At 70.1% G+C, this 26,240-nt stretch carries 27 protein-coding genes and 1 pseudogene; 8 read left to right on the top strand and 20 right to left on the bottom strand.

Translation table 11 applies throughout. The annotated features are described in order from the left end of the window. The 3 genes and pseudogenes from A7B20_RS14890 to A7B20_RS14880 form a co-directional block, all read left to right on the top strand. Positions 1 to 887: pseudogene (locus tag A7B20_RS14890) on the top strand (hypothetical protein); the annotation flags it as partial. A 244-nt stretch (positions 888 to 1,131) separates the two neighbouring features. Next, positions 1,132 to 2,061 carry a class I fructose-bisphosphate aldolase gene (locus A7B20_RS14885; RefSeq protein WP_102109375.1) on the top strand — a complete coding sequence of 310 codons (930 nt, stop codon included), beginning with the start codon at positions 1,132 to 1,134 and terminating at the stop codon, positions 2,059 to 2,061. Positions 2,062 to 2,066: 5 nt separating this feature from the next. After that, on the top strand, positions 2,067 to 2,471 hold the full coding sequence (locus tag A7B20_RS14880; RefSeq protein ID WP_102109374.1) for a PPC domain-containing DNA-binding protein: 405 nt from the start codon (positions 2,067 to 2,069) through the stop codon (positions 2,469 to 2,471). 67 nt (positions 2,472 to 2,538) lie between these two features. On the opposite strand, the gene A7B20_RS14875 is transcribed toward A7B20_RS14880, so the two are convergent. After that, entirely contained in the window at positions 2,539 to 4,143 is a 1,605-nt protein-coding gene (locus A7B20_RS14875) for an acyl-CoA dehydrogenase family protein (protein WP_102109373.1), read from the bottom strand. Positions 4,144 to 4,300: 157 nt separating this feature from the next. Here A7B20_RS14875 and A7B20_RS14870 point away from each other — a divergent pair, with 157 nt between their 5' ends. The 5 genes from A7B20_RS14870 to A7B20_RS14850 all read left to right on the top strand — a co-directional run bounded on the left by A7B20_RS14870 (position 4,301) and on the right by A7B20_RS14850 (position 8,576). Beyond that, positions 4,301 to 4,603, top strand: coding sequence for an FtsB family cell division protein (locus tag A7B20_RS14870; protein ID WP_102109372.1), 303 nt, complete (start codon positions 4,301 to 4,303; stop codon positions 4,601 to 4,603). Positions 4,604 to 4,692: 89 nt separating this feature from the next. Further along, on the top strand, positions 4,693 to 5,682 hold the full coding sequence (gene pdhA, locus A7B20_RS14865; protein ID WP_102109371.1) for a pyruvate dehydrogenase (acetyl-transferring) E1 component subunit alpha: 990 nt from the start codon (positions 4,693 to 4,695) through the stop codon (positions 5,680 to 5,682). Positions 5,683 to 5,685: 3 nt separating this feature from the next. After that, positions 5,686 to 7,035 (top strand): pyruvate dehydrogenase complex E1 component subunit beta, encoded by a 1,350-nt coding sequence (locus A7B20_RS14860; RefSeq protein ID WP_102109370.1) that lies wholly within the window; start codon positions 5,686 to 5,688, stop codon positions 7,033 to 7,035. 19 nt (positions 7,036 to 7,054) lie between these two features. Continuing rightward, entirely contained in the window at positions 7,055 to 7,276 is a 222-nt protein-coding gene (locus tag A7B20_RS14855) for a hypothetical protein (RefSeq protein WP_172961025.1), read from the top strand. A gap of 1 nt (position 7,277) precedes the next feature. Beyond that, a complete protein-coding gene (locus A7B20_RS14850) occupies positions 7,278 to 8,576 on the top strand; it encodes a pyruvate dehydrogenase complex dihydrolipoamide acetyltransferase (protein ID WP_102109368.1) in 1,299 nt (432 codons plus the stop codon). Positions 8,577 to 8,711: 135 nt separating this feature from the next. On the opposite strand, the gene cysE is transcribed toward A7B20_RS14850, so the two are convergent. From cysE to fabF, 19 genes are all read right to left on the bottom strand, one after another. After that, positions 8,712 to 9,524 (bottom strand): serine O-acetyltransferase, encoded by an 813-nt coding sequence (gene cysE / locus A7B20_RS14845; RefSeq protein ID WP_102109367.1) that lies wholly within the window; start codon positions 9,522 to 9,524, stop codon positions 8,712 to 8,714. 92 nt (positions 9,525 to 9,616) lie between these two features. Then, complete coding sequence (locus A7B20_RS14840) at positions 9,617 to 13,528, bottom strand: baseplate multidomain protein megatron (protein WP_102109366.1); 3,912 nt, start codon at positions 13,526 to 13,528, stop codon at positions 9,617 to 9,619. After that, complete coding sequence (locus tag A7B20_RS14835; protein ID WP_102109365.1) at positions 13,528 to 13,968, bottom strand: NlpC/P60 family protein; 441 nt, start codon at positions 13,966 to 13,968, stop codon at positions 13,528 to 13,530. The genes A7B20_RS14840 and A7B20_RS14835 overlap by 1 nt, the downstream gene beginning before the upstream one ends. After that, positions 13,965 to 14,852 (bottom strand): DUF2163 domain-containing protein, encoded by an 888-nt coding sequence (locus tag A7B20_RS14830; protein ID WP_102109364.1) that lies wholly within the window; start codon positions 14,850 to 14,852, stop codon positions 13,965 to 13,967. Before A7B20_RS14830 ends, A7B20_RS14835 begins: the two co-directional genes overlap by 4 nt. Beyond that, the gene (locus A7B20_RS14825; protein WP_102109363.1) at positions 14,852 to 15,484 is read right to left on the bottom strand and encodes a DUF2460 domain-containing protein; all 633 of its coding nucleotides are present in this window, start codon (positions 15,482 to 15,484) and stop codon (positions 14,852 to 14,854) included. The genes A7B20_RS14830 and A7B20_RS14825 overlap by 1 nt, the downstream gene beginning before the upstream one ends. Before the next feature lie 10 nt (positions 15,485 to 15,494). Further along, complete coding sequence (locus A7B20_RS14820; protein ID WP_102109362.1) at positions 15,495 to 16,154, bottom strand: phage tail tape measure protein; 660 nt, start codon at positions 16,152 to 16,154, stop codon at positions 15,495 to 15,497. Continuing rightward, positions 16,132 to 16,365 carry a rcc01693 family protein gene (locus A7B20_RS14815; protein WP_102109361.1) on the bottom strand — a complete coding sequence of 78 codons (234 nt, stop codon included), beginning with the start codon at positions 16,363 to 16,365 and terminating at the stop codon, positions 16,132 to 16,134. The genes A7B20_RS14820 and A7B20_RS14815 overlap by 23 nt, the downstream gene beginning before the upstream one ends. Beyond that, the gene (locus tag A7B20_RS14810; protein WP_102109360.1) at positions 16,352 to 16,684 is read right to left on the bottom strand and encodes a gene transfer agent family protein; all 333 of its coding nucleotides are present in this window, start codon (positions 16,682 to 16,684) and stop codon (positions 16,352 to 16,354) included. The genes A7B20_RS14815 and A7B20_RS14810 overlap by 14 nt, the downstream gene beginning before the upstream one ends. Continuing rightward, positions 16,684 to 17,097 (bottom strand): phage major tail protein, TP901-1 family, encoded by a 414-nt coding sequence (locus tag A7B20_RS14805; RefSeq protein ID WP_102109359.1) that lies wholly within the window; start codon positions 17,095 to 17,097, stop codon positions 16,684 to 16,686. Before A7B20_RS14805 ends, A7B20_RS14810 begins: the two co-directional genes overlap by 1 nt. A 25-nt stretch (positions 17,098 to 17,122) precedes the next feature. Next, on the bottom strand, positions 17,123 to 17,533 hold the full coding sequence (locus A7B20_RS14800) for a DUF3168 domain-containing protein (protein ID WP_102109358.1): 411 nt from the start codon (positions 17,531 to 17,533) through the stop codon (positions 17,123 to 17,125). After that, positions 17,530 to 17,865, bottom strand: coding sequence for a head-tail adaptor protein (locus A7B20_RS14795; protein ID WP_102109357.1), 336 nt, complete (start codon positions 17,863 to 17,865; stop codon positions 17,530 to 17,532). The genes A7B20_RS14800 and A7B20_RS14795 overlap by 4 nt, the downstream gene beginning before the upstream one ends. Next, the gene (locus A7B20_RS14790; protein ID WP_102109356.1) at positions 17,862 to 18,449 is read right to left on the bottom strand and encodes a head-tail connector protein; all 588 of its coding nucleotides are present in this window, start codon (positions 18,447 to 18,449) and stop codon (positions 17,862 to 17,864) included. The genes A7B20_RS14795 and A7B20_RS14790 overlap by 4 nt, the downstream gene beginning before the upstream one ends. 171 nt (positions 18,450 to 18,620) lie before the next feature. Further along, positions 18,621 to 19,799, bottom strand: a complete 1,179-nt coding sequence (locus tag A7B20_RS14785) for a phage major capsid protein (RefSeq protein WP_102109355.1) — start codon at positions 19,797 to 19,799, stop codon at positions 18,621 to 18,623. Between the two features lie 31 nt (positions 19,800 to 19,830). Then, on the bottom strand, positions 19,831 to 20,373 hold the full coding sequence (locus A7B20_RS14780; RefSeq protein WP_102109354.1) for an HK97 family phage prohead protease: 543 nt from the start codon (positions 20,371 to 20,373) through the stop codon (positions 19,831 to 19,833). A gap of 5 nt (positions 20,374 to 20,378) precedes the next feature. Then, positions 20,379 to 21,551, bottom strand: a complete 1,173-nt coding sequence (locus A7B20_RS14775) for a phage portal protein (protein ID WP_102109353.1) — start codon at positions 21,549 to 21,551, stop codon at positions 20,379 to 20,381. Positions 21,552 to 21,775: 224 nt separating this feature from the next. Next, positions 21,776 to 23,149, bottom strand: coding sequence for a DNA-packaging protein (locus tag A7B20_RS14770; protein WP_102109352.1), 1,374 nt, complete (start codon positions 23,147 to 23,149; stop codon positions 21,776 to 21,778). Further along, positions 23,049 to 23,396 carry a hypothetical protein gene (locus tag A7B20_RS21320; RefSeq protein WP_172961024.1) on the bottom strand — a complete coding sequence of 116 codons (348 nt, stop codon included), beginning with the start codon at positions 23,394 to 23,396 and terminating at the stop codon, positions 23,049 to 23,051. Before A7B20_RS21320 ends, A7B20_RS14770 begins: the two co-directional genes overlap by 101 nt. 203 nt (positions 23,397 to 23,599) lie before the next feature. Next, positions 23,600 to 24,754: an endolytic transglycosylase MltG gene (gene mltG, locus A7B20_RS14765; RefSeq protein ID WP_102109351.1), complete on the bottom strand. Its 1,155-nt coding sequence runs from the start codon at positions 24,752 to 24,754 to the stop codon at positions 23,600 to 23,602. After that, a complete protein-coding gene (gene fabF / locus A7B20_RS14760; protein WP_102109350.1) occupies positions 24,754 to 26,016 on the bottom strand; it encodes a beta-ketoacyl-ACP synthase II in 1,263 nt (420 codons plus the stop codon). Before fabF ends, mltG begins: the two co-directional genes overlap by 1 nt. Positions 26,017 to 26,240 lie beyond the last annotated feature (224 nt).

Raw genomic sequence — 26,240 nt, 5'->3', positions numbered from 1 at the left:
CCCCGTCTGCCCCGCCCGCCGAGGCCCCGCCGCTGAGCGAGGCGCAGCAGGCGTTCCTCGACTCGATGCTTGCCGCGGTCCCGGCCTTCCTTGCGTCGCCCGACCGGATCGTGCTCGAGACCGGGTATCCGCGGGACGACGACGTCTTCCTCGACTTCGAGCGCTACGCGGACGACGCCCGCGCCGCCTTCGACGACCTGCGCCCGGTGGTCTCGCTGGCCCCTGCCCCGGGCCGCGCCGCCCTGCCCGCCGCGCTGGTGTCGCAGGCCTTGGGCGAGGGCGCGTCGGACCTCGATGCCGACACCCTTGCCCGGGTCGGCACCGCGCTCGTCACCGGCGAGGGCGCGCCGAGGAGCCTCGCGGCCGGGCGTCGTCTGCTCGAACCCCTGGCGCGGGAGGGCAACGGCGCGGCGGCGCTGACGCTGGCCCGGGCGCTGGAGGAGACGGAACCCGCCGCGGCCTACGGCTTCGCGCTGACCGCCGGGCAGGCGAGGAATGCCGGGGCGGCGGCGCTGCTCGACCGGCTGGAGGGGCGGCTGTCCTTCGCCGAGGTGCTGGATCTGCAATCCGCCGCCGTCGGCGACGTGCAGCACCCGATCGCGGCGCTGGAGAAGGTGGCGCTGATGCGCGAGGAGGCGGCGATGCGGCTGTCGGGCATCGGCCGCATCCGCTCCTATTCCATCGCGGCGCTCTGGGCGATCCTCGCCAAGGCGGCCGGCGACGCGGAGGGCGCGGACATCCTCGAGACGATCGACGAACGGGTGCGGCGTGCCGATGCCGACGGCCGGACGGCGTGGAGCGCGGCCGAGGACGCGGCCGCGACGCTCGCCATGCAGGCCTGGATCGGCCAGGACCTGCCCGCCCGCTTCGGCGCGGCACGGGAGTGATCCATCGGAAAGGCCCCGCCGGGGCGGGGCCTTGTCCCATCTGCCCTTCGGGCGTGGGGGGCGTTCCGCCCCCCTCGGCACATCCGTGCCTCGTCCCCCTGAGGATATTTAAGAAGCAAAGATGGGAAAGCGCCGCGTTTTCGGTGGTAAGGGCCTGTTTTCGGGCTGTTAGCGCCACCAACATGGACAGGGGGCGCGGGGTTGCGTAACCACGGGCAAACGGAAATCTCGGGAAGGAGCCCCCATGAAAGCGTCGCGCGTCGTCAAGCAGATCCTCGGCAACTACGAAGGCGAAACGCCGGGGGTGAAGGCAAAGCTGTGCCAGATGCTCATGCACGGGCGGCTGAAGGGCACCGGCAAGATGATCATCCTGCCCGTCGACCAGGGCTTCGAGCATGGTCCCGCCCGGTCCTTCGCGCCGAACCCCCCGGCCTATGACCCGCATTACCACTACCAGCTGGCCATCGACGCGGGGCTGAACGCCTATGCCGCGCCGCTCGGGCCGCTGGAGGCCGGGGCCGACACCTTCGCAGGGCAGATCCCGACGATCCTGAAGGTCAACTCGGCCAACTCGCTGATGTCGGGGACGGCCGGCAAGAACCAGGCGGTCACGGCCTCGGTCGACGATGCGCTCAGGCTCGGCTGCGCGGCCATCGGCTTCACCATCTATCCCGGGTCGGACATGGCGATCGACATGATGGAGGAGATCGTCGAGATGCGGAAGGAGGCGGCCGCGAAGGGCGTCGCCACCGTGATCTGGTCCTATCCCCGCGGCGAGGGCGTGACCAAGGAGGGCGAGACGGCCATCGACGTCGCCGCCTATGCCGCCCACATGGCGGCGCTGCTGGGCGCGCACATCATCAAGATCAAGCTCGGCACCGACCATCTGATGCTGCCCGAGGCGAAGAAGGTCTACGAGGAGCAGGGCATCGACGTCGCGACCCAGGCGGCGCGGGTGAAGCACTGCGTCCAGTCGGCCTTCGACGGGCGGCGGATCATCGTCTTCTCGGGCGGTGCGAAGAAGGGCGAGGACTCGGTCTACGAGGATGCCCGCGCGATCCGCGACGGCGGCGGCAACGGCTCGATCATCGGGCGGAACTCGTTCCAGCGCTCGCGCGAGGATGCGCTGGCGATGCTCGACAAGCTGGTGAACATCTACAAGGGCGCCGAATAGGCCCCGTGGCGGCCGTCTTCCACGCCTTTCGCCTGGGTCCGGGGGAGGACCTGCGCGGCGGACTGGAAGCGGCCTTTGCGAAATCCGGGGCGGCGGCGGGGTTCCTGGCCGCCGCCGTCGGGAGCCTCTCGAACGTGCGGCTGCGTCCGGCGGGGCGGGACTCGGCGCTGGTGCTGGCGGAGCCGCTGGAGATCGTGGCGCTGTCAGGCACCTTTTCCCCCGACGGGGCGCACCTGCACGTCGCGGTGAGCGATGCCTCCGGGGTCGTCACAGGGGGGCATCTGCTGGAGGGGGCGACGGTGCGCACGACGGCGGAGATCGTGCTCGGGGTGCTGGACGGCGTGACGTTCCGGCGGGTCGTGGATCCGGCGACGGGATACCGCGAGCTGACGGTGACGGGCCGGGACTGACGATGCCGTGGCCCGGTGCCGGTACGGGCGCGCTTGAGTGTTTTCGGCGGGAAAGAGACTGGGGCGGTCAGAGCCGCGCGAGGATGGCCTCGGTGTCGAGCCCCGGAGCGGTTCCCGCCAGGCGGCCGCGCGGTGCGTCGAGGCGGCTGGCACAGTAGGCTTCGGCGACGGCGGGCGGGGCCCGGCGCACCAGCGCGGCGGCGGTGAGCAGGAGCGCGGCGGATTCGCAGAAGGCGCGGGCCTCGGCCTCGGGGACCGGGCCGGGCCAGCGGATGTGCAGGGCGTCGAGGGCGCGGTCGTAGGCCGGAAACACGCCGAGGGCGGCGTCGAGGTCTTCGGCCAGCGCTTCGGCGCAGTCGGGGCGGGCGAGGCTGCGCAGGATGTCGAGGCAGATGACGTTGCCCGAGCCTTCCCAGATCCCGTTCAGCGGCGCCTCGCGGTAGAGCATCGGCAGCGGCGTGTCGGCGACGTAGCCCATGCCGCCGAGTATCTCCATCGCCTCGGCCACCACGCTCGGGCAGAGCTTGTTGTTCAAGAACTTGGCCAGCGCCACGGCGACGCGGGACAGGGGCGCGTTTCCGGCGTCGAAGGCGCGGGCGACGTGGAGGCCCACGGCCAGGGCGCCTTCACTGTCCAGCGCGAGATCGGCGAGCAGGCTTCGCATCAGCGGCTGGTCGACCAGGCGGCGCTGGAAGGCGGTGCGGTGGTCGCACCAGTACTTCGCCTCGCACAGCGCCGCGCGCATCAGCCCGGCGGGGGCGAGCGCGGTGTCGAGGCGGGTGTGGTGCACCATGGGCAGGATCGTGCGCACCCCCTGCCCCTCCTCGCCGAGGCGGAACGCGACGGCGCCGTGGTACTCGATCTCGGCGCTGGCATTGGCGCGGTTGCCGAGCTTGTCCTTCAGGCGCATCAGGTGGATGGCGTTGTTGCCGGTGTCGAGCCAGCGGGGCACCAGGAAGCAGGTGAGGCCGGCGTCGGTCTGCGCCAGCGTCAGGAAGCCGTCGGACATGGGGGCGGAGCAGAACCACTTGTGGCCGTGAAGGCGGTAGCGGTCGCCCTCCCGCTCGGCCCGCGTGGAGCTGCCGCGCAGGTCCGAGCCGCCCTGCTTCTCGGTCATCGCCATGCCCATGGTCGCGGCGCGCTTCTCCTCTACCGGGCGCGTCGCGGGGTCGTAGGCGCGGGCCGTCAGCCGGGGACGCCAGAGCGCCGCGAGCCCGGGTGCCGAGTCGGAGGCGGCGTCGAGCGCGGCGGTGGCGGCGGCGGTCATCGTCATCGGGCAGCAGCTGGCCGGTTCCACCTGGCTGTGGAGATAGACCATCACAGCGTGGTCGAGGTATCCCGTCCTGCCGCCCTCCCAGGGCCGGGCCGCATAGCCGGTCGCGAGGCCCGCGTCGAGCAGGCGGTGATAGGCGGGATGGAACGTCACCCGGTCGCGGCGGCGGCCGCCGCGGTCGAAGAGGTCGAGTTCCGGAGGGTGGCGGTCGGCCGCGCGGGCCAGCGCGCGGGTGTCCGCGAGGCCGAGCCAGAGCGCGTGGCCGCGCAGCGCGGGATCCGCCCCCGCGGCATGGTCGGCCAGCGCCGGATCGCCGCGCCAGAGGTCCAGGTCGCCCCTGAGCGGCGGCTGGTTCGGCACGTCGTCGGACTCGGGCCGGGAGTCGGGAAAGCGGTCCATGGCGGTCTTCCTCGGGTTGCGGTCAGCCTAACATGGCGGTCCGGCCTGCGGAACCGGCGCCACACCCGGCGGGCGGGTGCGCAAAGGGGATTCCCATCGCGCCCGGCCTGTGCGAAGGTGCCCCGAACCGCCCGGAAGTGGCGGAAAGAGGCACGGCATGACCCACAACCGCAATCGTCCCGCCATCGGCGTCGTCATCTATTTCGCCCTCGCCTTCGTGCTGGGCGTCTATTTCACCTTCGCCAGCGTGCAGGGCGACTATGGCCTGTTCAAGCGGATCCAGATCGACGCCGAGGCGCGGATCCTGCAGGCGGAGCTGAAGGAGCTGGACGTCGAACTGGCGCGGCTCGAGAACAAGACGCGGCGGCTCTCGGACGAGTACCTGGACCTCGATCTTCTGGACGAGCAGGCCCGCGACGTGCTGGGGCTGGTGCGCGCCGACGAGGTGGTTCTGCGCTGACGCCGGGGCCGACGCGCATTTGGGCTTTTCCTGCGCGGCCGCGGGGGATAGTTTAACACTGAACTATCCCTGCCGGAGGAGCCGCGACGATGGCCCAAGCGAAAGCCGCCGCGAATGTCTCGAAGGACGAGCTTCTGCATTTCTACCGCGAGATGCTGCTGATCCGCCGCTTCGAGGAGAAGGCGGGACAGCTCTACGGCATGGGCCTGATCGGCGGGTTCTGCCACCTCTACATCGGACAGGAGGCCGTCGTCGTCGGGCTGGAGGCCGCGGCCGAGGAAGGCGACAAGCGCGTGACCTCTTACCGCGACCACGGCCACATGCTGGCCTGCGGGATGGATCCGAACGGCGTCATGGCCGAGCTGACGGGGCGCGAGGGCGGCTATTCCAAGGGCAAGGGCGGCTCGATGCACATGTTCAGCCGGGAAAAGCATTTCTACGGCGGGCACGGCATCGTCGGCGCCCAGGTGCCCATCGGCGCGGGGCTTGCCTTCGCCGACAAGTACCTTGGCAACGACCGGGTGACCTTCGCCTATTTCGGCGATGGCGCGGCGAACCAGGGTCAGGTGGCCGAGACCTACAACATGGCCGAACTCTGGGACCTGCCGGTGATCTTCGTGATCGAGAACAACCAGTACGCCATGGGCACCTCGACCAGGCGCGCGTCCAAGTCCCCGAACCTCTGGGAGCGCGGCGCGGCCTACGGCATCCCGGGCGAGGAAGTCGACGGGATGGACGTGCTGGCGGTGAAGGCCGCGGGCGACAAGGCGGTGAAGCACTGCCGCGCCGGGCACGGGCCGTACATCCTCGAGGTCAAGACCTACCGCTACCGCGGCCACTCGATGTCGGACCCGGCGAAGTACCGCACCCGCGACGAGGTGCAGAAGATGCGGGACGAACGCGACGCGATCGAACACGTCCGCCAGATGCTCCTGACCGGCAAGCACGCGTCCGAGGATGATCTCAAGGCGATCGACAAGGAGATCAAGGAAGTGGTCAACGCCTCGGCCGAGTTCGCCAAGGAGAGTCCGGAACCGGCACTCGACGAGCTTTACACCGACATTCTGGCGGAGGCCTGAGCGATGACCCAGATCCTGATGCCCGCCCTCTCGCCCACCATGGAGGAAGGCACCCTCGCCAAGTGGCTGGTGAAGGAGGGCGACACCGTGAAGTCCGGCGACATCCTCGCCGAGATCGAGACCGACAAGGCGACGATGGAGTTCGAGGCGGTGGACGACGGCGTGATCGCGAAGCTGCTGGTCGCCGAGGGCACCGAGGGCGTGCCGGTCAACGCCCCCATCGCCGAGATGGAGGGCGACGGCCCCGCGCAGCAGGCCGCCCCCGCCGCGACGCCCCCGAGTTCCGAGGAGATGCCGGCCGAGACCCGCCAGCATCCCGCGCCCGCCGCGCCGAAAGCGGTGGTCGAGGCCGACCTGCCCGCGGGCACCGAGATGAGGAAGACCACCGTGCGCGAGGCCCTGCGCGACGCCATGGCCGAGGAGATGCGCGCCAACGATCGCGTCTTCCTGATGGGCGAGGAAGTGGCCGAGTACCAGGGTGCCTACAAGATCAGCCAGGGCCTGCTGGACGAGTTCGGCGCGCGCCGGGTGATCGACACGCCGATCACCGAGCACGGGTTCGCCGGCATCGCCGTGGGCGCGGCCTTCGGCGGGCTGAACCCGATCGTCGAGTTCATGACCTTCAACTTCGCCATGCAGGCCATCGACCAGATCATCAACTCTGCCGCCAAGACGCTCTACATGTCCGGCGGTCAGATGGGCTGCCCCATCGTCTTCCGCGGTCCGAACGGCGCCGCGGCCCGGGTCGGCGCCCAGCACTCGCAGGACTATGCCGCCTGGTATTCGCAGATCCCGGGGCTGAAGGTGGCGATGCCCTACTCCGCCGCCGACGCCAAGGGACTGCTGAAATCCGCGATCCGCGATCCGAACCCGGTGATCTTCCTCGAAAACGAGATCCTCTACGGCCGCAGCTTCGACGTGCCGGTGCTGGACGACTACACCGTCCCCTTCGGCAAGGCCCGGATCTGGCGCGAGGGGACGGACGTGACCATCGTCTCCTTCGGCATCGGCATGACCTACGCCCTGGAAGCCGCCGAGATCCTGGCGAAGGACGGGATCGAGGCCGAGGTGCTGGACCTTCGCACCCTGCGCCCCATGGACACCGCCGCCATCGTCGAGAGCGTGAAGAAGACCAATCGCTGCGTCACGGTCGAGGAAGGCTTCCCCCAGGGCGCGGTCGGCAACTACATCTCGTCGGTGCTGATGCAGGAGGCGTTCGACTACCTTGATGCCCCGGTCATCAACTGCACCGGCAAGGACGTGCCCATGCCCTATGCCGCGAACCTGGAAAAGCTGGCGCTGGTGACGACGAAGGAAGTCGTCGAGGCGGTGCGCCAAGTGACGTATCGCTAGGGCCATGCAGGTCGACGGCATGGACATCGCGCGACGCGCCTACCGCATCCGGCTTTCCGACGGCGGGCCGGTGGCGCTGCTGCCCGAGACGCTGGTGGCGGAGGATCGTCCCAGCCACGGCGCCGTCTACCGGTGGCTTGCCGATCACGCCGCAGACATCGAGCGGGCGGTGCGCACCCTGCACCGTGGCAAGCGCCCAAAACCGGCGCTCGACACGATCACACTCGAGGAGACGTCCTGACATGCCGACCGAAATCCTCATGCCCGCCCTGTCGCCGACCATGGAGGAAGGCACGCTCGCCAAGTGGCTGGTGAAGGAGGGCGACACCGTCTCCTCCGGCGACCTCCTCGCCGAGATCGAGACCGACAAGGCGACCATGGAGTTCGAGGCCGTGGACGAGGGCATCGTCGGCAAGCTGCTGGTCGCCGAGGGCACCGAGGGCGTGAAGGTCAACAGCCCCATCGCGGTCCTGCTGGCCGAGGGCGAAAGCGCCGATGCGGTCGCCGCCCCGAAACCTGAAGCGTCCTCCGAGCCGACCGCGGCACCCGCCGCGGAGGCCGCGCCGACGGCCGCGAAGCCCGCCGCTCCTGCTGCTCCGGCGGCGCCTTCCACCAACGGCGAGCGCATCTTCGCCTCCCCCCTCGCCCGCCGGATCGCCGCCGACAGGGGGCTGGACCTCGCCAAGATCACCGGCACCGGACCAAGGGGCCGGATCGTCAAGGCCGACGTGCAAAAGGCCGAGGCCGCCCCGGCGTCCGCACCGCAGCCCCGCGAGGCCGCGACAACGTCCGCTCCGACAGCCGCACCGAAACCGGTCTCCGCTTCGGCCGTCGCCGCGATGTACGAGGGCCGCGCCTATACCGAGGTGCCGCTCGACGGCATGCGCAAGACGATCGCAGCGCGGCTGTCGGAGGCCAAGCAGACGATCCCCCACTTCTACCTCCGCCGCGACATCCGGCTCGACGCGCTGCTGGCCTTCCGCAGCCAGTTGAACGCCCAGCTTTCCGCCCGGGGCGTCAAGCTCAGCGTCAACGACTTCATCATCAAGGCCTGCGCCCTTGCCCTGCAGGAGATTCCCGCGGCCAACGCCGTCTGGGCGGGCGACCGGATCCTGCAGCTGAAGCCCTCCGACGTCGCCGTGGCCGTCGCCATCGAGGGCGGCCTCTTCACGCCCGTCCTGCGCGACGCCGAGACCAAGACCCTCTCGACCCTCTCGACCGAGATGAAGGACCTCGCCCTCCGCGCCCGCGCCCGCAAGCTCGCGCCGCAGGAGTACCAGGGTGGCAGCTTTGCGATCTCCAATCTCGGCATGTACGGGATCGAGAATTTCGATGCCGTCATCAACCCGCCCCACGGCGCGATCCTCGCGGTCGGCGCCGGAGTGGAGAAGCCGGTGGTAACGGATGGAAAGATAGAGATCGCCACGGTCATGTCCGTGACGCTCTCGGTCGATCACCGCGTCATCGACGGCGCCCTCGGAGCGGAACTCCTCAACGCCATCAGGCGGAATCTCGAGGCGCCGATGGCCATGCTGGCATAGTGCCAGCACGCCTCACATCTTTGCTTCAAAAAACATCCTACGGGGGGTCGCCATTTTGCGCCATTGGTGCAAGCAAAATGGCGACGGGTGTAAAACCCCCGATCCCGAACCCTCAGCCGGCCCGACGCCGGAACCCTATTCCGGAAACGTCTTCAGCAGGTGGTTCATCATGATCGACGGCTGCGAACACCCCGCCTCGCCGACGATCCGCGCCGGCACGCCCGCCACGGTCTTCATCGGCGGCACATCCTCCAGAACCACGGACCCCGCGGCGATGCGCGAGCAGTGGCCGATGTGGATGTTGCCCAGCACCTTTGCCCCGGCCCCGATCAGCACGCCGTCGCCGATCTTCGGGTGACGGTCGTGATCCTCCTTGCCGGTGCCGCCCAGCGTCACGGAGTGCAGCATCGACACGTTGTCGCCCACCACCGCCGTCTCGCCGATGACGATGGAATGGGCGTGGTCGATCATGATCCCCTGCCCGATCCGTGCCGCCGGGTGGATGTCGATGCCGAACACCTCGCTCACGCGGGCCTGGATGAAATAGGCCAGGTCCTGCCGCCCCTGCCGCCACAGCCAGTGGCCCAGGCGATAGGCCTGGACCGCCTGGTAGCCCTTGAAGAACAGCAGCGGCTGCAACAGGCGGTGGCAGGCCGGATCGCGCTCGTACACCGCGACGAGGTCGGCGCGGGCCGCGCGGCCGAGTTCCGGCGCGTTCGCGAAGGCTTCGTCGGAGATCTCGCGCAGGATCTGTTCCGACATCTCGGGCGAGGCGAGCTTCAGCGAGATCCGGAAGCTCAGCGCGCGCTCGAAGCTTCGGTGGTGCAGGATGCTGGAATGGACCAGACCGCCCAGCAGCGGCTCGACCACGATGGCCGCGCCCGCTTCCTCGGTGATCTGCGACCAGACCGGATCGATCCGCGCGACCTGTTCCTTGCGTTTCGCCATCGCTCCATCCTCCGTGCTGGCCGCCGCATCCTAGCAGATAGGCTGCCGCCGGGAAACCGAAAGCCCGTCGCGATGCTTTTCGCCGCCCTCCCTCAGCTTTCCGGCCCGAACACCCGCCGCGTGAAGGGTCCGGGACCAAAGGCCGCCGAAACCTGCGCCACCTCCACCGCGAATGAGTCGCCCGCCCCGTCCGCCGCCCGCGCCGCCGCGCCATAGGTCCATGCCGGTTCGCCCACCGTGGCCTCGCGCAGGATCGCACCGTCGCGCACGACGCGCAGGAGGTAAAGCTCGCTCTCCTCGCCCAGCGGCACCTCGGCCCGGGTCCAGCTGTCGCCGTCGATCCTCGTGCGGCGGATCCACGTCGCGGCGATGTTGTCGCCGACGGCGCGCAGGGTGAGGTGCGCGGGCGCATAGGGCCGCAGGCCGACGCCATCGAAGGCACGTCGTGTCTGGACATAAACGGGATCGTCCACCGGCCGCCCCGCCGGTCCCACCCTGTAGGTGCGGGCCAGTCCGAGGGAGGCAGGCGCCAGCGAGATCTGGCCGACCGCCGCGTTCAGCAGCACCACACGGCTGCCCACCGGCCACTCGTCGGGCATCACCCCGTCGGTGCCCGCCTGCCCGCGCAGCCTCCGGCTCAGCGCGTAGAGCCGGGTGTCGAGCAGATTGGCCTGGCCGAACTGGAACACCTCCCACAGATCGTCCGTCCCCGATCCGATCGCCATGGCATTCGCCCCCTCGAGCAACCGCGACAGGGTTACCGACTCCAATGCGCCCGAAAGCAGACTGACCTGCAGAGCGGGCCCCCGGTCGATCAGCCCGGCGCGGGCGCGGTACATCGGCGTGCGCGTGGTGCCCACCACCGCCGCGCTGCCGATCAGCCCGTTCAGCTCGAACCCGTCCTCCAGCGGCGAATCGTAAAGCGCAACCGATCCGGGCCAGGGCCGCGCGGTGACGGCGAGATAGGGCGCCTCGGGCTGCTGGTCCGACCGTATCAACGGCAGGTCCATGAACACCGGCAGCACCGGCACCGGCGCGACGAAAGGCGCCAGCCGCACCGCCGTCTCCACCGCGTCGCTCGGCTCGTAGAGTTCCGGCTCGATCCGTACCGCCTCGATCAGCTGCCGGTCCGACTGCTCCACCCGGTCGATCCGGTAAAGCCCGCCGCGCAACGCGGCGATGTCCCCCGCCCCGAGCGCAAGCGCCGAGGGCGGCAAGGCGAAGCGCAACCGGTCCCGCGCGACCCGAGCCTCGGCCAGCCAACGCTCGACGATCGCCGCGGCCTCGCCGCGGGTCAGCACCAGCGGCATCTCGGTCTGCGACACCGCGATGCCGCGCTCGTCGGGAAAGATCGCCTCGGCGGTCTGCACCTCGAAATTGCCATCGGCCGCCACGTGGCTCAGCCGCAACCGCCCCGCCGTCTCGGCCTCAGGACCGCGCAGGGCCTCCACGTCGCCGTCGAGGTCCGGGCTGACAGCCACCCGCTCCTCTTCGACCACGCCGTCGATCCTGCCGGTGCGGGTGCGGAAGACCAACCGCCCCTCGCGCTCGACCGCGTCGAAGGCATAAGCCGTCATCAGCGGCTGAAGCTTCGCCCGCGCCCCCGCGACATCGTTCAAGGCATAGCCCCGCACGACGCCGTAGAGCCGGTCGAGGTCCACGGCGGTCACCCCGGACTCCGCGCACAGTTCGCGCACGACCGAAGACAGCGCCCGCGAGGTGACCCGGCCGGTGATCCAGTGGCCGCGGGCATGATTCTCGCCGTCGCTCCACAGCTCGGTGTTGCCCGGGAAGAAGGGAAACGGCCGCGCGTCCCAGGCCCAGACATGGGCCCGCGACAGGTCGATCATCGGCCCGCCGTACTCCGACGAGATGGGGTTGTTCGCGGAATCGCCCCAGAAGGCGTTGATCGCCCGCAGGTACTGCATCTGCATGAAGTCGTCGCGCCGCCCGTTCGAATACTTCGGCAACCCGGATTCGCTCGACTTCGGATCGACGAACCGGTTCGGCTGGTTCGCGCCCTTGTCGACCGCCGCGCACCCGTATTCCGTGAACCAGATCGGCTTGCTCTCCGGCACCCAGCCGGTCGGCGTCTCGGAACGGACGCCGCCCGGACGGTCGTGGTGCGGCCGCGACCACCAGTTCCTCAGATCCTTGTAGCGGAACACCCACGGCTCATCGTATCTGCCGTCGGTGATCGGCGTTCTCAGCTGCACCGCCTCGGCCTCGGGCGCGTGGTAGTACCAGTCGAACCCCTCGCCCCCGGCGACGTTCGCCGTCAGGTAGTCGAGGCTGTAGATCGAGCCGAAGGCGGCATCGGCGTGGTCGAATCCGTCGCGCCAGTCGGACAGCGGCATGTAGTTGTCGATGCCGACGAAATCGACGTTCTGATCGCTCCACAACGGATCGAGATGGAAGAACACGTCACCCGAGCCGTCCTTCGGATGATAGCCGAAGTACTCGCTCCAGTCCGCGGCATAGCTGATCTTCGTCTGCGGCCCCAGAACCTCCCGCACGTCCGCCGCCAGCTGCCGCAGGGCCGCGACGGCCGGAAAGCTGCCGCCGGCGCCGCGGATCCATGTCAGCCCCCGCAGTTCCGAACCGATCAGGAAGGCGGAAACACCGCCCGCCGCCTTGCAGAGATGGGCATAGTGCAGGATGAACCGCCGATACCCGAAGGCGGACGGTCCGGAATAGGCGACGGATGTTCCCTCCACGGCAAAGTCCGAGACCTGCGCCGCCCCGAAGAATGCCGACACCTCTGCTTCCGCCGCCGCCGTCCCGTCCGACGTCCCCTCGCGCCCCGGCGCGATGTCGAGCGTGATGCGTCCGCGCCATGGCAGCACCGGCTGGTCCGGCGCGTCCGAGTACGGATCGGGAAGGCCGTTGCCCTCCTGCTGGGTCATCAGCACGAAGGGATAGAACGTCACCGCCTGCCCCGCCTCGCGCAGCGCCGCGATGGCCTCGACCACCGAACGGTCCGTGGGCGTGCCGCCATAGACCACCCGGCCCTCCTTCAGAGGCACCCGCCCCGCCTCCGCCCGCGCAAGGCCGCCCGCCCTCCAGGGCATGGCCGGAACCTCCACCTCGGTCTGCTCGACCAGCGGCCGGATCTCGCACCGTCCGCACCGCAGGTCGTTGCCGAACCACGACACCACCAGGGACGCCGCACCGCATCGCGGCAGCTCGCCGGTCAGCGCCTCGAGGGAGGCGGCGAAATCCGTCCGCCCCAGCGGCGAATTGACGTTGATTGCGCGCGAAAGACCCGGCTCCTCGCTGAAGTAGACCGGCGTGGTCGCCAGGGCATACTCGCCCGTGCCGGGAATGATCGCGACCGCCTGCAAGGCATGGGTCAGGTCCTCGGGCAGGCGGTCGCCCGAGGCCGGCTCCGGCCGCATCACCTCGAAGCTGAACTGAGGCACCCGGTTGCCGTAAGGCGCCAGGTCCAGATCCTCGATCACGACATAGGAGATGCCGCGATAGGCCGGCGCCATCCCCGCCCCCTCCACCGCCTCGATCTTCGGATCGGGCAACTGGTCGTCGCTGCCGGGATAGACCCGAAGGTTCAGACCCTCCCGCTCGGCCTCGCTGCCGTCGATCCAGATCCGCCCGACGCGCGAGATCTCACCCTCGCAAAGCGCGATCGCCAACGATACGGAATAGGCGTACCGCGTCGTCCGCGGCGCGCTCGGAGCGCCCTTGCCGCCGCCGCTGGTCGTCGCCGTCTCCTTGAACCGCGTGGCCCAGATCACCTGACCGCCGACCCGCGTACGCCCGAAGACCTGCGCCACCGGCGCGCCCTCGCTGGCGCCGGTCAGCCGGAACCGCTCCACCCGGCCCGTCTCCACCGCCTGCGATCCGCTGCCAAGGATGCTCTGGTCGATCACCCGACCCAGCGTGGCACCCACGGCCCGCCCGATGACCACCGAGGAAAGGCCCAGCACGCCACCGCCAAGCGAGGCGCCGGCCGCCGCGCCGACTGCCGAAAGTACGAGTGTGGCCATCAGGACCTCCTGTCGGGAAATGCGAAACGCGCCACGATGCGGCGCCGCCAGGGCAGGCTCAGCGGGCTTTCGACCACCGCGTGCCCGCTGTAGGCATGGACGAAGCTGGCCGCGCACCCGGTTTCGGCGACGATGCCCAGGTGCTTCGCCACGGAACCGCTGCGCATCCGGAACAGGATCACGTCCCCCGGCGCGAGATCGGGCAACGGACGCGCCACCAGGTGCGCCGCCGCCCGCGCCCAGAGCCGCTCGTCCTGCTGCGTCTCGGACCAGTCCGGCGCATAGGGCGGAACGGCTTCCGGTTCCGCCCCGCAGACCGCCCGCCACACCCCGCGCACGAGACCCAGGCAATCCGCCCCCACCCCCCGGACCGAGGCCTGGTGCCGGTAGGGCGTGCCGATCCAGGCCCGCGCCGCGGCCACCGCCGCCGGGTTGCTCATCGCTTCAGGTTCCCGCCCGAATTGTCGTCGGCGCTGCTCGGATAGGCCATCAGCCAGTCCTCGCCGGGGATGTGCGGGAAGCCGCGGAAGTTGAGCTGGTTCAGGAACTTCAGGCGACAGGTCTCGAACCGCTTGTCGCAGCCCGCCTCCAGCCGGATCATGTCGCCCGGAACGATCTCGGCCCGGATCGCCTCCCACACCTCGATCACCCGGCCCTCGCCGCTCAGCCGGTCGTTCTTGATGATCGAGACGATGCCCGCCGCGCCCCCCGTCTCGACGATCAGCCGCCCCTTTTCGAACCAGCGGTCGTCGAACCCGTCGAGCGCGGCGAAGCGGAACAGCTTGCGCCCCTCGACATGCTCCACGGTCTCCGTCGTGGCATAGCCCGCCGCATTCAGGTCGACACCGCAGGACGCATCCCCGAGGATCGCCGTGCAGGGCGCCTGATAGACCCGCCCCTGCGGCTGGTTCAGCGCCTCGGCAAGTCCCCGCAATTCGGCCCGGAACGCTCCGCCCGACCGCTGGATCTCGCCAAGACTGCCGCGGAACTGGAGGATGCGCTGCGCCGGTTCGGCCCAGTTGACGAGCCAGGCCCGCACCTCCGCCCCGTCGAAGCGTCCGGCCAGGATATCGGCCTCGCTCAGGCTGTCGTCCGACAGCACGCCCACGGCCTCGGTGTTGTCCACGGCAAGACCGGTCGTCTGCTCCAGCGCCTTCGCGGTCAGACCGGCATCGGGCACGAACACCATGCCATCGAAGGCGAGCGCCGTGTCGTAGTCGGTGAAGCCATGGGCGACACCGTCCCGCCTTTGCACATGCCAGCACCGGCAGACCGTGGTTGCCCCGGTCCGCAGATGGGCCTCGAACTCGGCCGACAGCGCCATCAGATACGCACCTCGACAACCGGCACGTTCGGAACCGTCCCGGCCCTAAAACTCGCCACCGAGACTTGGATCAGGTCGGTGTCGAAGCGCACCGGCACGTCGAACTCGAACCCCGCGGTGATCTGCGCCCCTTCCGGCGGCACCTCGTAGAGGGTCACGAGCCCTGTCGTCACATCCAGATCGAAATGAACTCCCTTCCGCAGCAGATCTCCCTCCAGCCCCAGGGTCACCGTGCCCTGAACGGGCTTCCTGATCGGCCGGACATAGGGGTTCGCCCCTGCCTCGTAGGTCTTCACCAGCTGGAACTCCGCGCCCACGCCATCGGCCACCGCGATCACCTGGTCGGCAAAGTCCGGATCACGCGAGGCGGGGCAGGACTTGTAGTCCGACCAGTCCTTCCAGCGGAACCCCGAAAGCTGCCCGCGCCGCGCCTCGAAGAAGGCCAGAAGCTGCTCCACATCGTCGAGCGAGCGCATCCCCAGCCCCGCATCGTAGCGGCGGCGCGAATGGGCCCAGGGCGTGTTGCGCTCCTCGAAACCGTTGGCCAGCGTCACCACCTCGGTGCGCCGCTCCGGCCCCCCGACCGAGCCGAAGCTCAGGGACGCGGGAAAGCGGATCTCGTCGAAAGCCATTCTGTCCTCCTCAGCGGTTGCGCTGGCCCTGGCCCAGGGCACGGCCCAGGCGGGCGGCGATCTGGCTCTGGCTGCGCTGGAATCCCTGCACGTCGGGGGTCGAGATGTTCATCACCACGGTCACGGGCTGCCCTCCCTGTGCCGACCGCACCCCGAGCCGCCCGTCGGCGCCACGCGCCAGCGGCATGATCGCCTCGGGCCCCGCCTCGCCCATCAGCCCGGCACCGCCGCGCATCGGAAAGTAGGTGGGCGAGGATACGACGCCCCCCGTCGCGAAGGGCATGACCCGCCCCTGCACGAACCCCGCGCCGTCACGGAACGGCAGCATCCCGCTCACCAGCCCTTCGACCCCCTGCGCCAGCAGCCCGCCGAGATGCCCCGCCACGGGGCGCACGGCGGCGTTGTAGGCCGCGTCGACCATCGAGGTCGCCACCCCCTTCAGCGCATCGCTCAGCTTCAGCCCGTCGAAGATCAGCCCGTCGAAGGCCCGCTTCAGCCCCCGCGAAATTCCGCCGCTCAGCACCGACACCTCGCGGCCCGTATCCGCGATGGTCGACTGCATCCGCTTCATCTCGCCGTCGAAGGCCGCGGCGATCGCGCTCGCGCCGCCCAGCGTCTGCTCCAGCCCCAGGATCTGGTCCTCGAGGTCAGTCAGGTCTTGCGTGTCCATCGTCTTTCCCTCCGTTGTCCGGGGCGGCCGCGCCGTCCGGATAAAGCGCCGCCAGCGCCTCCAGGCCCTTGCGGCTAAGCGGAACCTGCCCGCTGCCGCGCCCCAGCATCAGCACCAACTCGGCCGGGGTCAGCGCCCAGAACTCCCACGGCAGCAGGCCCCGCCCGGCGATCCCGGCGCGCATCAGCCCCGGCCAGTCAAACCCCGCCATCGCCGTCCCCCGGCAGCGCGAAGGCCCGCGCCAGCAGCGCGCCCGCCACCCGCGCCGCCTCCACCGGCCCGCCACCGATCTCGGCGCTCAGAAGATCCGCTGTCGTCCCCCGCCAGCCGCCGCCGCGCAGACCCGCAACCACCAGCGCCAGCACGTCCCGCGTCGAAAACCGCCCCTGCTCGAACCGCTCCACCAGTTCGACCAGCGTGCCGGCCCCGAGCGAAGCCTCCAGCTCGGCCAGCGCACCGAGGGTCAGCTTCGCCACCCGCCGCTCGCCGTCCAGGACCAGCTCGACCTCGCCTGCCCAGGGGTTGCCCATCACAGCGCCACGAAATCCAGCATCCCCGCCGAGGCCAGCGAAAGCTCATAGGTCGCCTCGCCGTTGTTCGACCCGGCATATTCCAGCGCGGTCACCTGGAACGGCCCCGAGACGATGCCGAAATCCGGGATGATGACCTGGAAATCCGGCGTCAGCCCGTCGAAGAACACCTGCCGCGCCCGCATGTCGGTGTCGCTGTCCTTGAAGATCCCCGACCCCGAGATCGAGGCCGACTTGACCCCGGCCCCCGCCAGCAGCTCGCGCCAGCCCCCCTGGGACTCGAGAGAGGTCACATCGACGCTCTCGGCGTTGAACGAGACCCGCGTCGCGCGCAGCCCCGCGATGGTCTCGAACAGCCCCTCGCCGTTCAGGTCCAGCTTGATGAGAAGATCCTTGCCGTTCTGGGCAGCCATGTCCGTTCCTTCCGTGAAAGATATGTCAGATGTCTTCGGTCTGGGCGCGGAAGCGCAGGTCGATCCGCCGCTGCGCCCCGCCGTCGATCCGACGCGCCCGGGCGCGCAGGAACCACAGCCCCACCACGCGCCCACGCGACAGCACCAGATCGGCGCCGAGCAGCGCGTCGCTCACCGCCACCGCGGCCGCCTTCGCCTCGGAAAATCCCGGCGCGGCGGTGATCACGCTGATGTCCAGATCGTGCAGCGCCCCCGCCCCGGTCTTGTCCGAGCGGTCGCGCACGTCCTCCTCGCCCAGCGTCGCATAGAGCGAGGGCAGCGGCCCCGGCGGCAGCGCATCGTACACCGCCCCCGCAAGCTGCGCCTGCACCCCGGGATCGGACTGGAGCAGCTGGTAGACGGCCGCCTGAAGGGCCTCGCCCATGGCATAGCTCATGTCGCAACCTCCTCGTGGGCGAAGCACATCAGGAAGGCGCCGCCGCGCTGTTCGTGCACCGCGACGATGGCATAGAGCCGCGCCCCGTCGCGGAACCGCTGCCCCGGCACCGGGCGCGATTGCGCCCCCTGCGGCGCGGCGCGCACCGTGATCCTCAGCGTCAGCCGGGACAGGGCCACGTCCTCGCCCGCGGCGCCACGTCCCGATCCGCCCCGGACGTCGGACCAGAGAAGCCCGAGCCCCTGCCAGGTCTCGGTGAAACCGCCAGCCCCGTCCGGTGTGCGCATCCGCGCTTCCAGCTCCAGCGGCCGGCTCAGCAGCACGCCGCTCATGCCGACCATCCCGCGCCAAGGCGCAGCGGCCGATACCGCTCCAGAAGCCCGGCCACGACGCCGGGCAGCGGCGCACCCTCGCCCGCCCGGCCCTCGTAGATATGCGCCGCCAGCATCAGCACCGCCTGCGCCATGTCGCCCGGCACCGCGTCGAAGCCGTCGTGCCCCGCCTCGAAGGCCACCTCGGCCCGCCCGGCCAGCGGGATCCGCGGCAGCGCATAGCCTGCCGAGATCAGCATCGGCCGGTGGTCGTCGCGGATCAGGCGGTACTGCATCGCGGGCACCTCCGTCTCGGTGCCCGCACGGTCGAAGATCGACAGCCGTGTCACCGCGGCCACCGGCGAGACGGGAAGCACCAGCCGCGACAGATCGCGCCACTCGGTCACGGTCAGGCAGAAGCCGCGCGCCAGCACCGCCTTGCTGCAATGCCCCTCGACCCGCGCCAGGGCCGCCCGCAGGCTCGCCTCCAGCGCGGTATCCTGCAGGCTGTCGTCGGAGAACCCCGTTCCCAGCCGCAGGTGTTGCCGAAGCCGCTCCAGCGGCAGGGCCGCCGCGGCCACCGTCGTCGTCTCGACCAAATTCATCGCTTGTCTCCGCTCGCCAGATCCCGCCCCTGCCCCCGCCAGGGGACCGGGAGTTGGACGCACGCCCCTGTCCTGCCCGGACGGAGGGGATCAACCAAACAGCACAGGTTGGATGACGTACGCCCAGATCACCGGACCCGCGTCACCGCGGGCCCGACGCCTCGGCCCCCGTCAGGAGGCAGAGAACTTCAGCAGCTTGATCGCCGCGAAATCGCTGACGTCGCCGCCGACCCGCTTGGTCGCGTAGAACAGCACATGGGGCTTGGCGCTGAACGGATCGCGCAGGATGCGAAGGTCGGGACGCTCGGCGATGGTATAGCCCGCGCCGAAATCGCCGAAGGCGATGGAGTAGCTGCCGGTCGCGATGTCAGGCATGTCCTCCGCCACGACCACCGGATAGCCGAGCAGCCGCGCAGGCTCTCCCGCCGCCAGGCCGTCCGACCACAGGAACCGCCCGTCCGCGTCCTTCAGCTTGCGCACCACGCCCGCGGTCTTCGAGTTCATCACGAAGGTCCCGTTTGCCCGGTACTGCGCCCCGAGCGCATAGACCAGGTCGACCAGAGCATCGGCGCCGTCGAACGCCCCGTCGGCGCCGGTCGCGACATAGCCGAGCGTGTCCCAGGCCCAGGAGGCATCGGCCACCTTGGTGTGGTTCAGAAAGCCCCTGGGCTTGTCCACGCCGTCGCCGTTGACGAAGGCCGCGGCTTCGGAACGGGCGAACTTGTCGGCGATCCGCCCCGCCAGCCAGCCCTCGATGTCGAAGGCGGCATCGTCCAGCAGCCGCTGGCTCGCCTTCGGCAGCGCCGAAAGCTCGTGCAGCGGGATCACGATGCGGTCGATGGTCGGCGTGCCGGTCTCGGTCTGCGACGCCGTCTCCGAAGACCAGCCCGCCCCGATATCGGTGGTGTCCACCAGCACGTCATAGGAGGTCGCCTCGACGTTCACCACGTTCGCGACCGCGCGGATCGAGGCGGTCGAGCGCAGCACCGACTGCACCATGGCCGAGGTTTGCGGATCGACGAGATATCCGCCGTCGCCCGCCACCGCGGTGTTCAGCGCCTTGCCTTCCAGTTCCAGCCCCCGCAGCGCGTCGTCGTCGCCCGAGCGCACGTAGGCCTCGAAGGCCTTCTGGTGGGGGGCCTCGGTCTCGGCCGCGCGGGCCAGGGCGGGACGGCCCGCCATCAGTGTCTTGCGATCCAGCATGTTCACGCGTTCCTCGGTTTGCTTCAGTTTCACCTCGATGCCGTCCTGAAACCGCTTCAGGTCGCGCACCAGCCCGCTCAGCGCCCGGGCCACCTCGTGTTCGGGCAGATCTTCTCCGGCCCCAGACTTCGTGTCGGTTCTGTCCATCTCTGGTCCTGTCTTTCGGTTGTCCGCGGGCTCAGTCCCGCTTCAGCTGCGTCCGCGCCTGCTCCAGCGCCGCCGCGAGGATGCGCAGGGGGTTCACGGGGTCCTCCCCCTTCGCCCCCACCCGCGCCTCGGGAAGCATCGGGAAGGTCACCAGCGACACCTCCCAAAGCTCCAGTTCCTGCAGGACCCGCCGGCCTTTTCCGTCTTTCGCGGCCCGCTTCGTGCGGTATCCGATCGACAGCCCGTCGATCGCCCCCGCCCCGATCAGCGCGATCGCCTCGCGCCCCCGCGCCACGTCCGCCAGGATCCGCCCCTTGACGTGAAGCCCCCGCGCGTCCTCGCGCACCTCGTCCCATACGCCGATCGGCTGGGCCGGGTCGTGCTGCCACAGCATCTTGACCTTGCCGCCATTCGCCGCGAGCGTCGCCAGCGACGCGCCGTAGGCCCCCGCGCTCACCACGTCGCCGCCCTGGTCCGACGCCCCGAAGAGCGACGCATAGCCCTCGATCACCGAGCCATCGACCACCGCCACCTCACCGCCCAGCCGGCAGAACTTCCGCTCCAGATCGAACATCCCGCTCACTCCTCTTCTTCCCGCTTCGGCAGCCCCAGCAGCGCCCGCTTCTCCGCGTCCGTGAGGAAATCGGCTCCCGCGACCCGCGCCCACTGCTGGTCCCGCTCGGCGGCCAGCGCCGGCACCTGGTCCAGATCGCAGCGCAGCTCCACCGCCTCGCCGGTGAACCCGGCCAGCCAGTGCGACATCGCCCCGCAGACCCGCTGCGCCAGGGGCAGCACCGTCAGGCGATAAAACGCCCGGTGCGCCTCGGCATAATTGGCATAGGTCGCGTCGCCCGGGATCCCCAGCAGCATCGGCGGTACCCCGAAGGCCAGCGCGATCTCCCGCGCCGCACTCTCCTTGGTCTTCTGGAACTCCATGTCCGAGGGCGAGAACCCCATCGGCTTCCAATCGAGTCCGCCCTCCAGCAGCATCGGCCGCCCGGCGTTGCGGGCCCCCTGGTGATGGCTCTCCATCTCCGACAGCAGCCGATCGTACTGGTCCGCCGTAAGCGTCCCCTGCCCGTCAACTCCGCGATAGACGATGGCACCCGACGGCCGCGCGGCGTTGTCGAGCAGCGCCTTGCTCCACCGCGAGGCCGCGCTGTGCACGTCCAGCGCCTGCGCCGCCGCCTGCATCGGGCTCAACCCGTAGTGGTCGTCCTGCGGATGGAAGCTCTTGACATGGCAGACCGGCGAAACCCCGCCCTCCACCGGAAAGCGCACCCTCCGGCCGCCGACCGCGTATTCATAGGCCACCGGCCAACCATCCACCCCCGGAACCAGCGACATCCGGTCCGAGCGCAGGACGTGCAGCTCCACCGGCACGCCCTCGCCCACGGCCTCCAGATACCCGTTGCCCGACAGCAGGATCTGGCCGTAGAGCGCCTCGAACAGCTCCGCCCGCCCCTGCCCCGCATTGGGGCGCGAGATCAGCGACAGCAGCGGATGCACGTCGTACCGCGTCGCATGGTCCTGCAACACCAGCGGAAGCGCCGCCGCCGCCTCCGAGATCAGCCGCACGCAGCGGAACCCCACCGGGTTGCCGGTGAAGCCGGTCCTGACCAGCGACACGGTATCGCGCGGGCTCCAGGCCACACGGCCCGAGCCGCCCCAGGCGATCACCGGCCCGCTGGCCGAGGCCTTGGCCTCCGGCGCCGCAGTCGCCCGGGACCGTTTCAGAAAGTCGAATGCCATGTCGCGCTCCTTCAGCCCTGCGGGTGGGCGCAGAAGACCGGGGTGCAGGCCGCTGGGCCGCTCCCGTCTCTCGCCCCGTCGTTCGTCCGGATCGTCCTGCCCCCCTCCGCCCCAGGCCGGAGAGAAGGGGGGCGCCCTCGGGACGGGGCCCGCCACAAGCCCGCACGCCCCGATCTCTTTGCCCGTTCCGCGGATCACGCTACCGCGAAGGGTTACCAAATCCCTTACCTCAGCGTGCGCACCTTCGGGTGCAGCCGCGCCGCCCCCGGCACCAGGATCAGCTCGTGCAGCGCCCAGACCAGCGCATCCACCCGGTCGGGCGACCCCTTGCCCTGGAACCCTTTCTGGGTCATCAGGCACATCTGGTCCTCGAGCGCCCCGAGCCCCGGCAGGTGCGAGACCCGCCCCTGCTCGTAAAGCGCCGCCACCGGCTCGGCCCGCGCCACCTTCCCGCGCGAGGCATGGACGCCGCGGTAGGGCACGAGCGGATCCACCTGCCGCACCACCGACTCGACCAGCTCGCCCCCTTGGTTCACCTCGGCCACCAGCCGCTCGGCGCCCCAGCGGCGCGCGACCTCCACAGCGGCCTTCGCCCACCCCGCGGGAGACGCGGCACTGACCGAGGCATCCTCCAGCACCACCGCCCGCCAGTTCTGCGGCGGCCCCTGCGTGTGGACACCGGCCACCACGATCCCGCAGGAATCCGATCCCCTGTGCCCGGTCACAGGCGGATCCACAGCTACCACCACCCGGTCGAGCTTCGGCGCAGCCTCGATCCGGCAGGCCTCCAGCGCCGCCGTGGTCCACAATGCGCCCTCGGCATCCTCCAGCAGCAGACCCTCCAGCTCCTGCCGCCCCAGCCGCGTGCCCGCATAGCGCGCCATCACCTCGTCGAGGAACGAGCGCGCCAGATTCGCCCGGTTGGCCTGCGTCGGCGCATGGGTCACGACGGTCGAAGGCAGCGCCAGCAACGTCTTCAGCACCGCGACGTTCTTCGGCGTCGTGGTCACGCACTGGCGCGGATCCTCGCCCAGCCGCAGCGCGAACTGGAGCATGTCCCAGGCCTCCTCGCCGCGCTTCCACTTCGCCAGCTCGTCCACCCAGGCGCCGTCGAACTGCGGCCCGCGCAGCCCCTCCGGCTCATGGGCCGAGAACACCTGCGCCACAGCCCCGTTCGGCCAGAGCAGCCGCTTGCGCCCCGCCTCCCAGACCGGCCTCCGGTCGGGCGGCGAACAGGCCAGGATCCCCGACTCGCCGAAGATCATCACCTCGCGCACCTGGTCCTGCGTCTCGCCCACCAGCGCGATCCGCCGACACCGCCCGGGGTCGAGCGGCCGCGCCCCCTCGACCTGCGCGCGCACCCATTCGGCGCCGGCACGGGTCTTGCCCGCGCCGCGCCCGCCCATCACCACCCAGGTCCGCCACTCGCCCTCGGGCGGCAACTGATGCTCCATCGCCCAGAAGTCGAAAAGATAGGGCAGCCCAAGAACGGCCTCCCTACTCAGCCCGTCCAGGAACTCCAACTGGACCGGCAACGGCGCGGAGGCGATCCAGGCGGCGCCCGATCTCGTCGCGGACGGCGTCGAAATCGATGGCATCTGCCAGGACGGTTCCGCGGATGCGTTTTCCAAGCTCTTCAACCTTCTTCCTCTCGTCAAAAAGCGTCTGGGTCGCGCGGGCATAAGTCCCCACGACCCGCTTCATCTCCGCTTCCGGAAGATCCTCCCGGTCCTGGAAGGATCGCCTGAGTGCCAGCAACTCCCGCAAGGCGTCGGCATAGTGATCCTCCGCCTCTTTCAGCAGCAGCATCGAGGGCGGAGTCGTCTCGCTCGCGTCGGCTTTCAATGTTCAGCACCTGTCCTGAAGGGCCCCCGCCGTCCGTGAACACGAAAAGAGCGACACAAGGCCCATCGGCCAAGGTCGCTCTCGTCATGTCTTCAGGTGTTGGAACAGATACGCGATGGAGGCCGAAAAGTCAATCTTTTCAGACACCTCGCGCAACGCCACCGCGCGCTCCGGTTAACCCTTCGGCAACCGGAGCGCGCCTATCACTGGTTGGCGCGCTCCGCCTCGATCTTGCGCCAGCGCGCCACGTTCTCGTTGTGCTCGGCCAGGGTCCGGGCAAAGGCGTGCCCGCCCGACCCGTCGGCGACGAAGTAGAGGTAATCGCTCTCCGCCGGGTTCAGCGCCGCTTGGATGCTCTCGACCCCCGGGTTGGCGATCGGCGTCGGCGGCAGCCCGTCGATGCGGTAGGTGTTGTACGGCGTCTCGCGGTCCAGTTCGCTGCGGCGCAGGCCGCGGCCCAGCACCCCCTGCCCCTTGGTGACGCCGTAGATCACCGCCGGGTCGGTCTGAAGCCGCATCCCCTCGCGCAGGCGGTTGACGAAGACCGCCGCCACCTCGCGCCGCTCCTCGGGGACGCCCGTCTCCTTCTCGACCAGCGAGGCCAGGATCAGCGCCTCCTCCGGAGTCTCCACCGGCAAGTCCGCCGCGCGGTTGCGCCAGGCCTCGGCCAGCCGCTCCGCCTGCGCCTCCTCCATCTGCGCGATCAGCACCGTGCGGTCCTCGCCCGGCTTCACCTCGTAGCTGTCGGGCGCCAGCGATCCCTCGGCCGGCACCGCGGGGATGTCGCCGGACAGGAAATCGGCGGCCTTCAGTCCCTCGACCACCTGCCAGCTCGTCACCCCCTCGGCCATGGAGATCGAGAACCGGGTGTCCGCCTTCTCGCGCACCTCGGCATATTCCGCGGGCACCTCGCCCGCCGCCGGGTCGAACTCCGCCTTCACGTCGAAGCGGTTGGTCGCCGGATCCAGTTCGCGCACCCGCATGACGACCGAGGTCACGCCGATGTTCAGGACCACCGCCGTGCCGCAGGTCGAGGCGCCGCCACGGGTGACGATGTCCACGATCTCGGCCATCGACGCCTTCTCCGGCACCAGGAAGCTCCCGGCCTTCAAAAGTTGCGTCCGGTCGGTGTAATCCGCGCCCAGCCGGAAGATGTAGGGGCTCGAGATCGCGCCCTCCGCCTCCAGCTTGTCCGAGACCCGGGTCATGTTCGACCCCGACTCGACCCGAAGGCAGATCGGCGCCGCCAGCGGCCCCGGCGCCGAATACTGGTTCTTGCCCCAGGCCACGAGGCCCCCGACGGCCACGCAGACCACGATCAGCAGCGACAGCGCGTTGGAGGCCACATGGCGCCACATCAGCCGGTCACCCGCCGCATGATCAGCGCCGCGTTGGTCCCGCCGAACCCGAACGAGTTCGACAGCACCACGTCGATGTCCCGCTCGACCTTGCGGTTCGCGGCCAGGTCGATCACCGGATCGCAGTCCGGATCGTCGAGGTTGATCGTCGGCGGCGCCACCTGGTCGCGCATGGCGAGGATGCAGAAGATCGCCTCGATCGCCCCCGCGGCCCCCAGAAGGTGCCCGGTCGCCGACTTGGTCGAGCTCATCGTCGCCCCCCCGGCCGCATTGCCGAGCAGCCGCTCGACCGCGCCCAGCTCGATGGTATCGGCCATCGTGCTGGTGCCGTGCGCATTGATATAGTCGATGTCGCCGGGGCTGATCCCGGCCCGCGCCACCGCGGCCCGCATCGCCCGCTCGGCCCCCTCGTGATCGGGCGGCGGCGCGGTGATGTGATGCGCGTCGCCCGACAGGCCATATCCTATCACCTCGGCATAGATCTTCGCGCCCCGCGCCACCGCGTGCTCGTACTCCTCCAGCACGACGACGCCGGCACCCTCGCCCATGACGAAGCCGTCGCGGTCCTTGTCCCAGGGGCGGCTCGCCGTCTCGGGGGCATCGGCGCGCTTGGTCGACAGCGCCTTGCAGGCGTTGAACCCGGCGATGCCGATCTCGCAGATCGGGCTTTCGGTCCCGCCCGCGATCATCACGTCGGCGTCGCCCCACTGGATCAGCCGCGCCGCATCGCCGATGGCGTGGGCCCCGGTCGAGCAGGCGGTGACAACGGCATGGTTCGGCCCCTTGAAGCCATAGCGGATCGACACCTGCCCGGAAACGAGGTTGATCAGCGCACCGGGGATGAAGAACGGCGACACCCGCCGCACCCCCCGCTCCTTGATCAGCACCGCCGTCTCGGCAATGCTCTGCAGGCCGCCGATGCCCGAGCCGATCATCACGCCCGTGCGCTCGCGGTCCTCCACGCCGCCGGGCATCCAGCCCGAATCCTCGATCGCCTGCTGCGCCGCCGCCATCCCGTAGAGGATGAAGTCGTCGACCTTGCGCTGCTCCTTCGGCTCCATCCAGGCGTCCGCATCGAAGGTGCCGTCGCTGCCGTCGCCGCGGGGCACCTCGCAGGCATAGCCGGTGCCGAGGTGCGAAGCATCGAATTTCTGGATGGTCCGCGCCCCCGACTTCCCGGCCAGAAGCCGCGCCCAGGTCGCCTCCACGCCGCTCGCCAGGGGGGTGACCATGCCCAGTCCGGTGACAACCACTCGCCGCATCAGCTCTTCCTCGCGTCCTTGTCCTGCCGCCCCTGATATACGCCGGAGCCCCGCGTTGAAAGTCTCGCCCCGACGTCGGGCGTCCGGGAGCATGTAAAACCCGAACCTGCCAAGGTAAAGCCGTCGCCGCACGGCGCGCGATCCTGTCCGCGCCTTCCCGCCGTCATCCCGACGGCAGGGTCGTCGACCGCCCGTTCGACGCCGTCCCCGCGGACGGCCCGCCC

This window comes from Oceaniglobus roseus (assembly GCF_002869745.1).
Lineage (GTDB): Bacteria > Pseudomonadota > Alphaproteobacteria > Rhodobacterales > Rhodobacteraceae > Oceaniglobus > Oceaniglobus roseus.
This window is presented reverse-complemented; position numbering and strand designations above follow the sequence as displayed.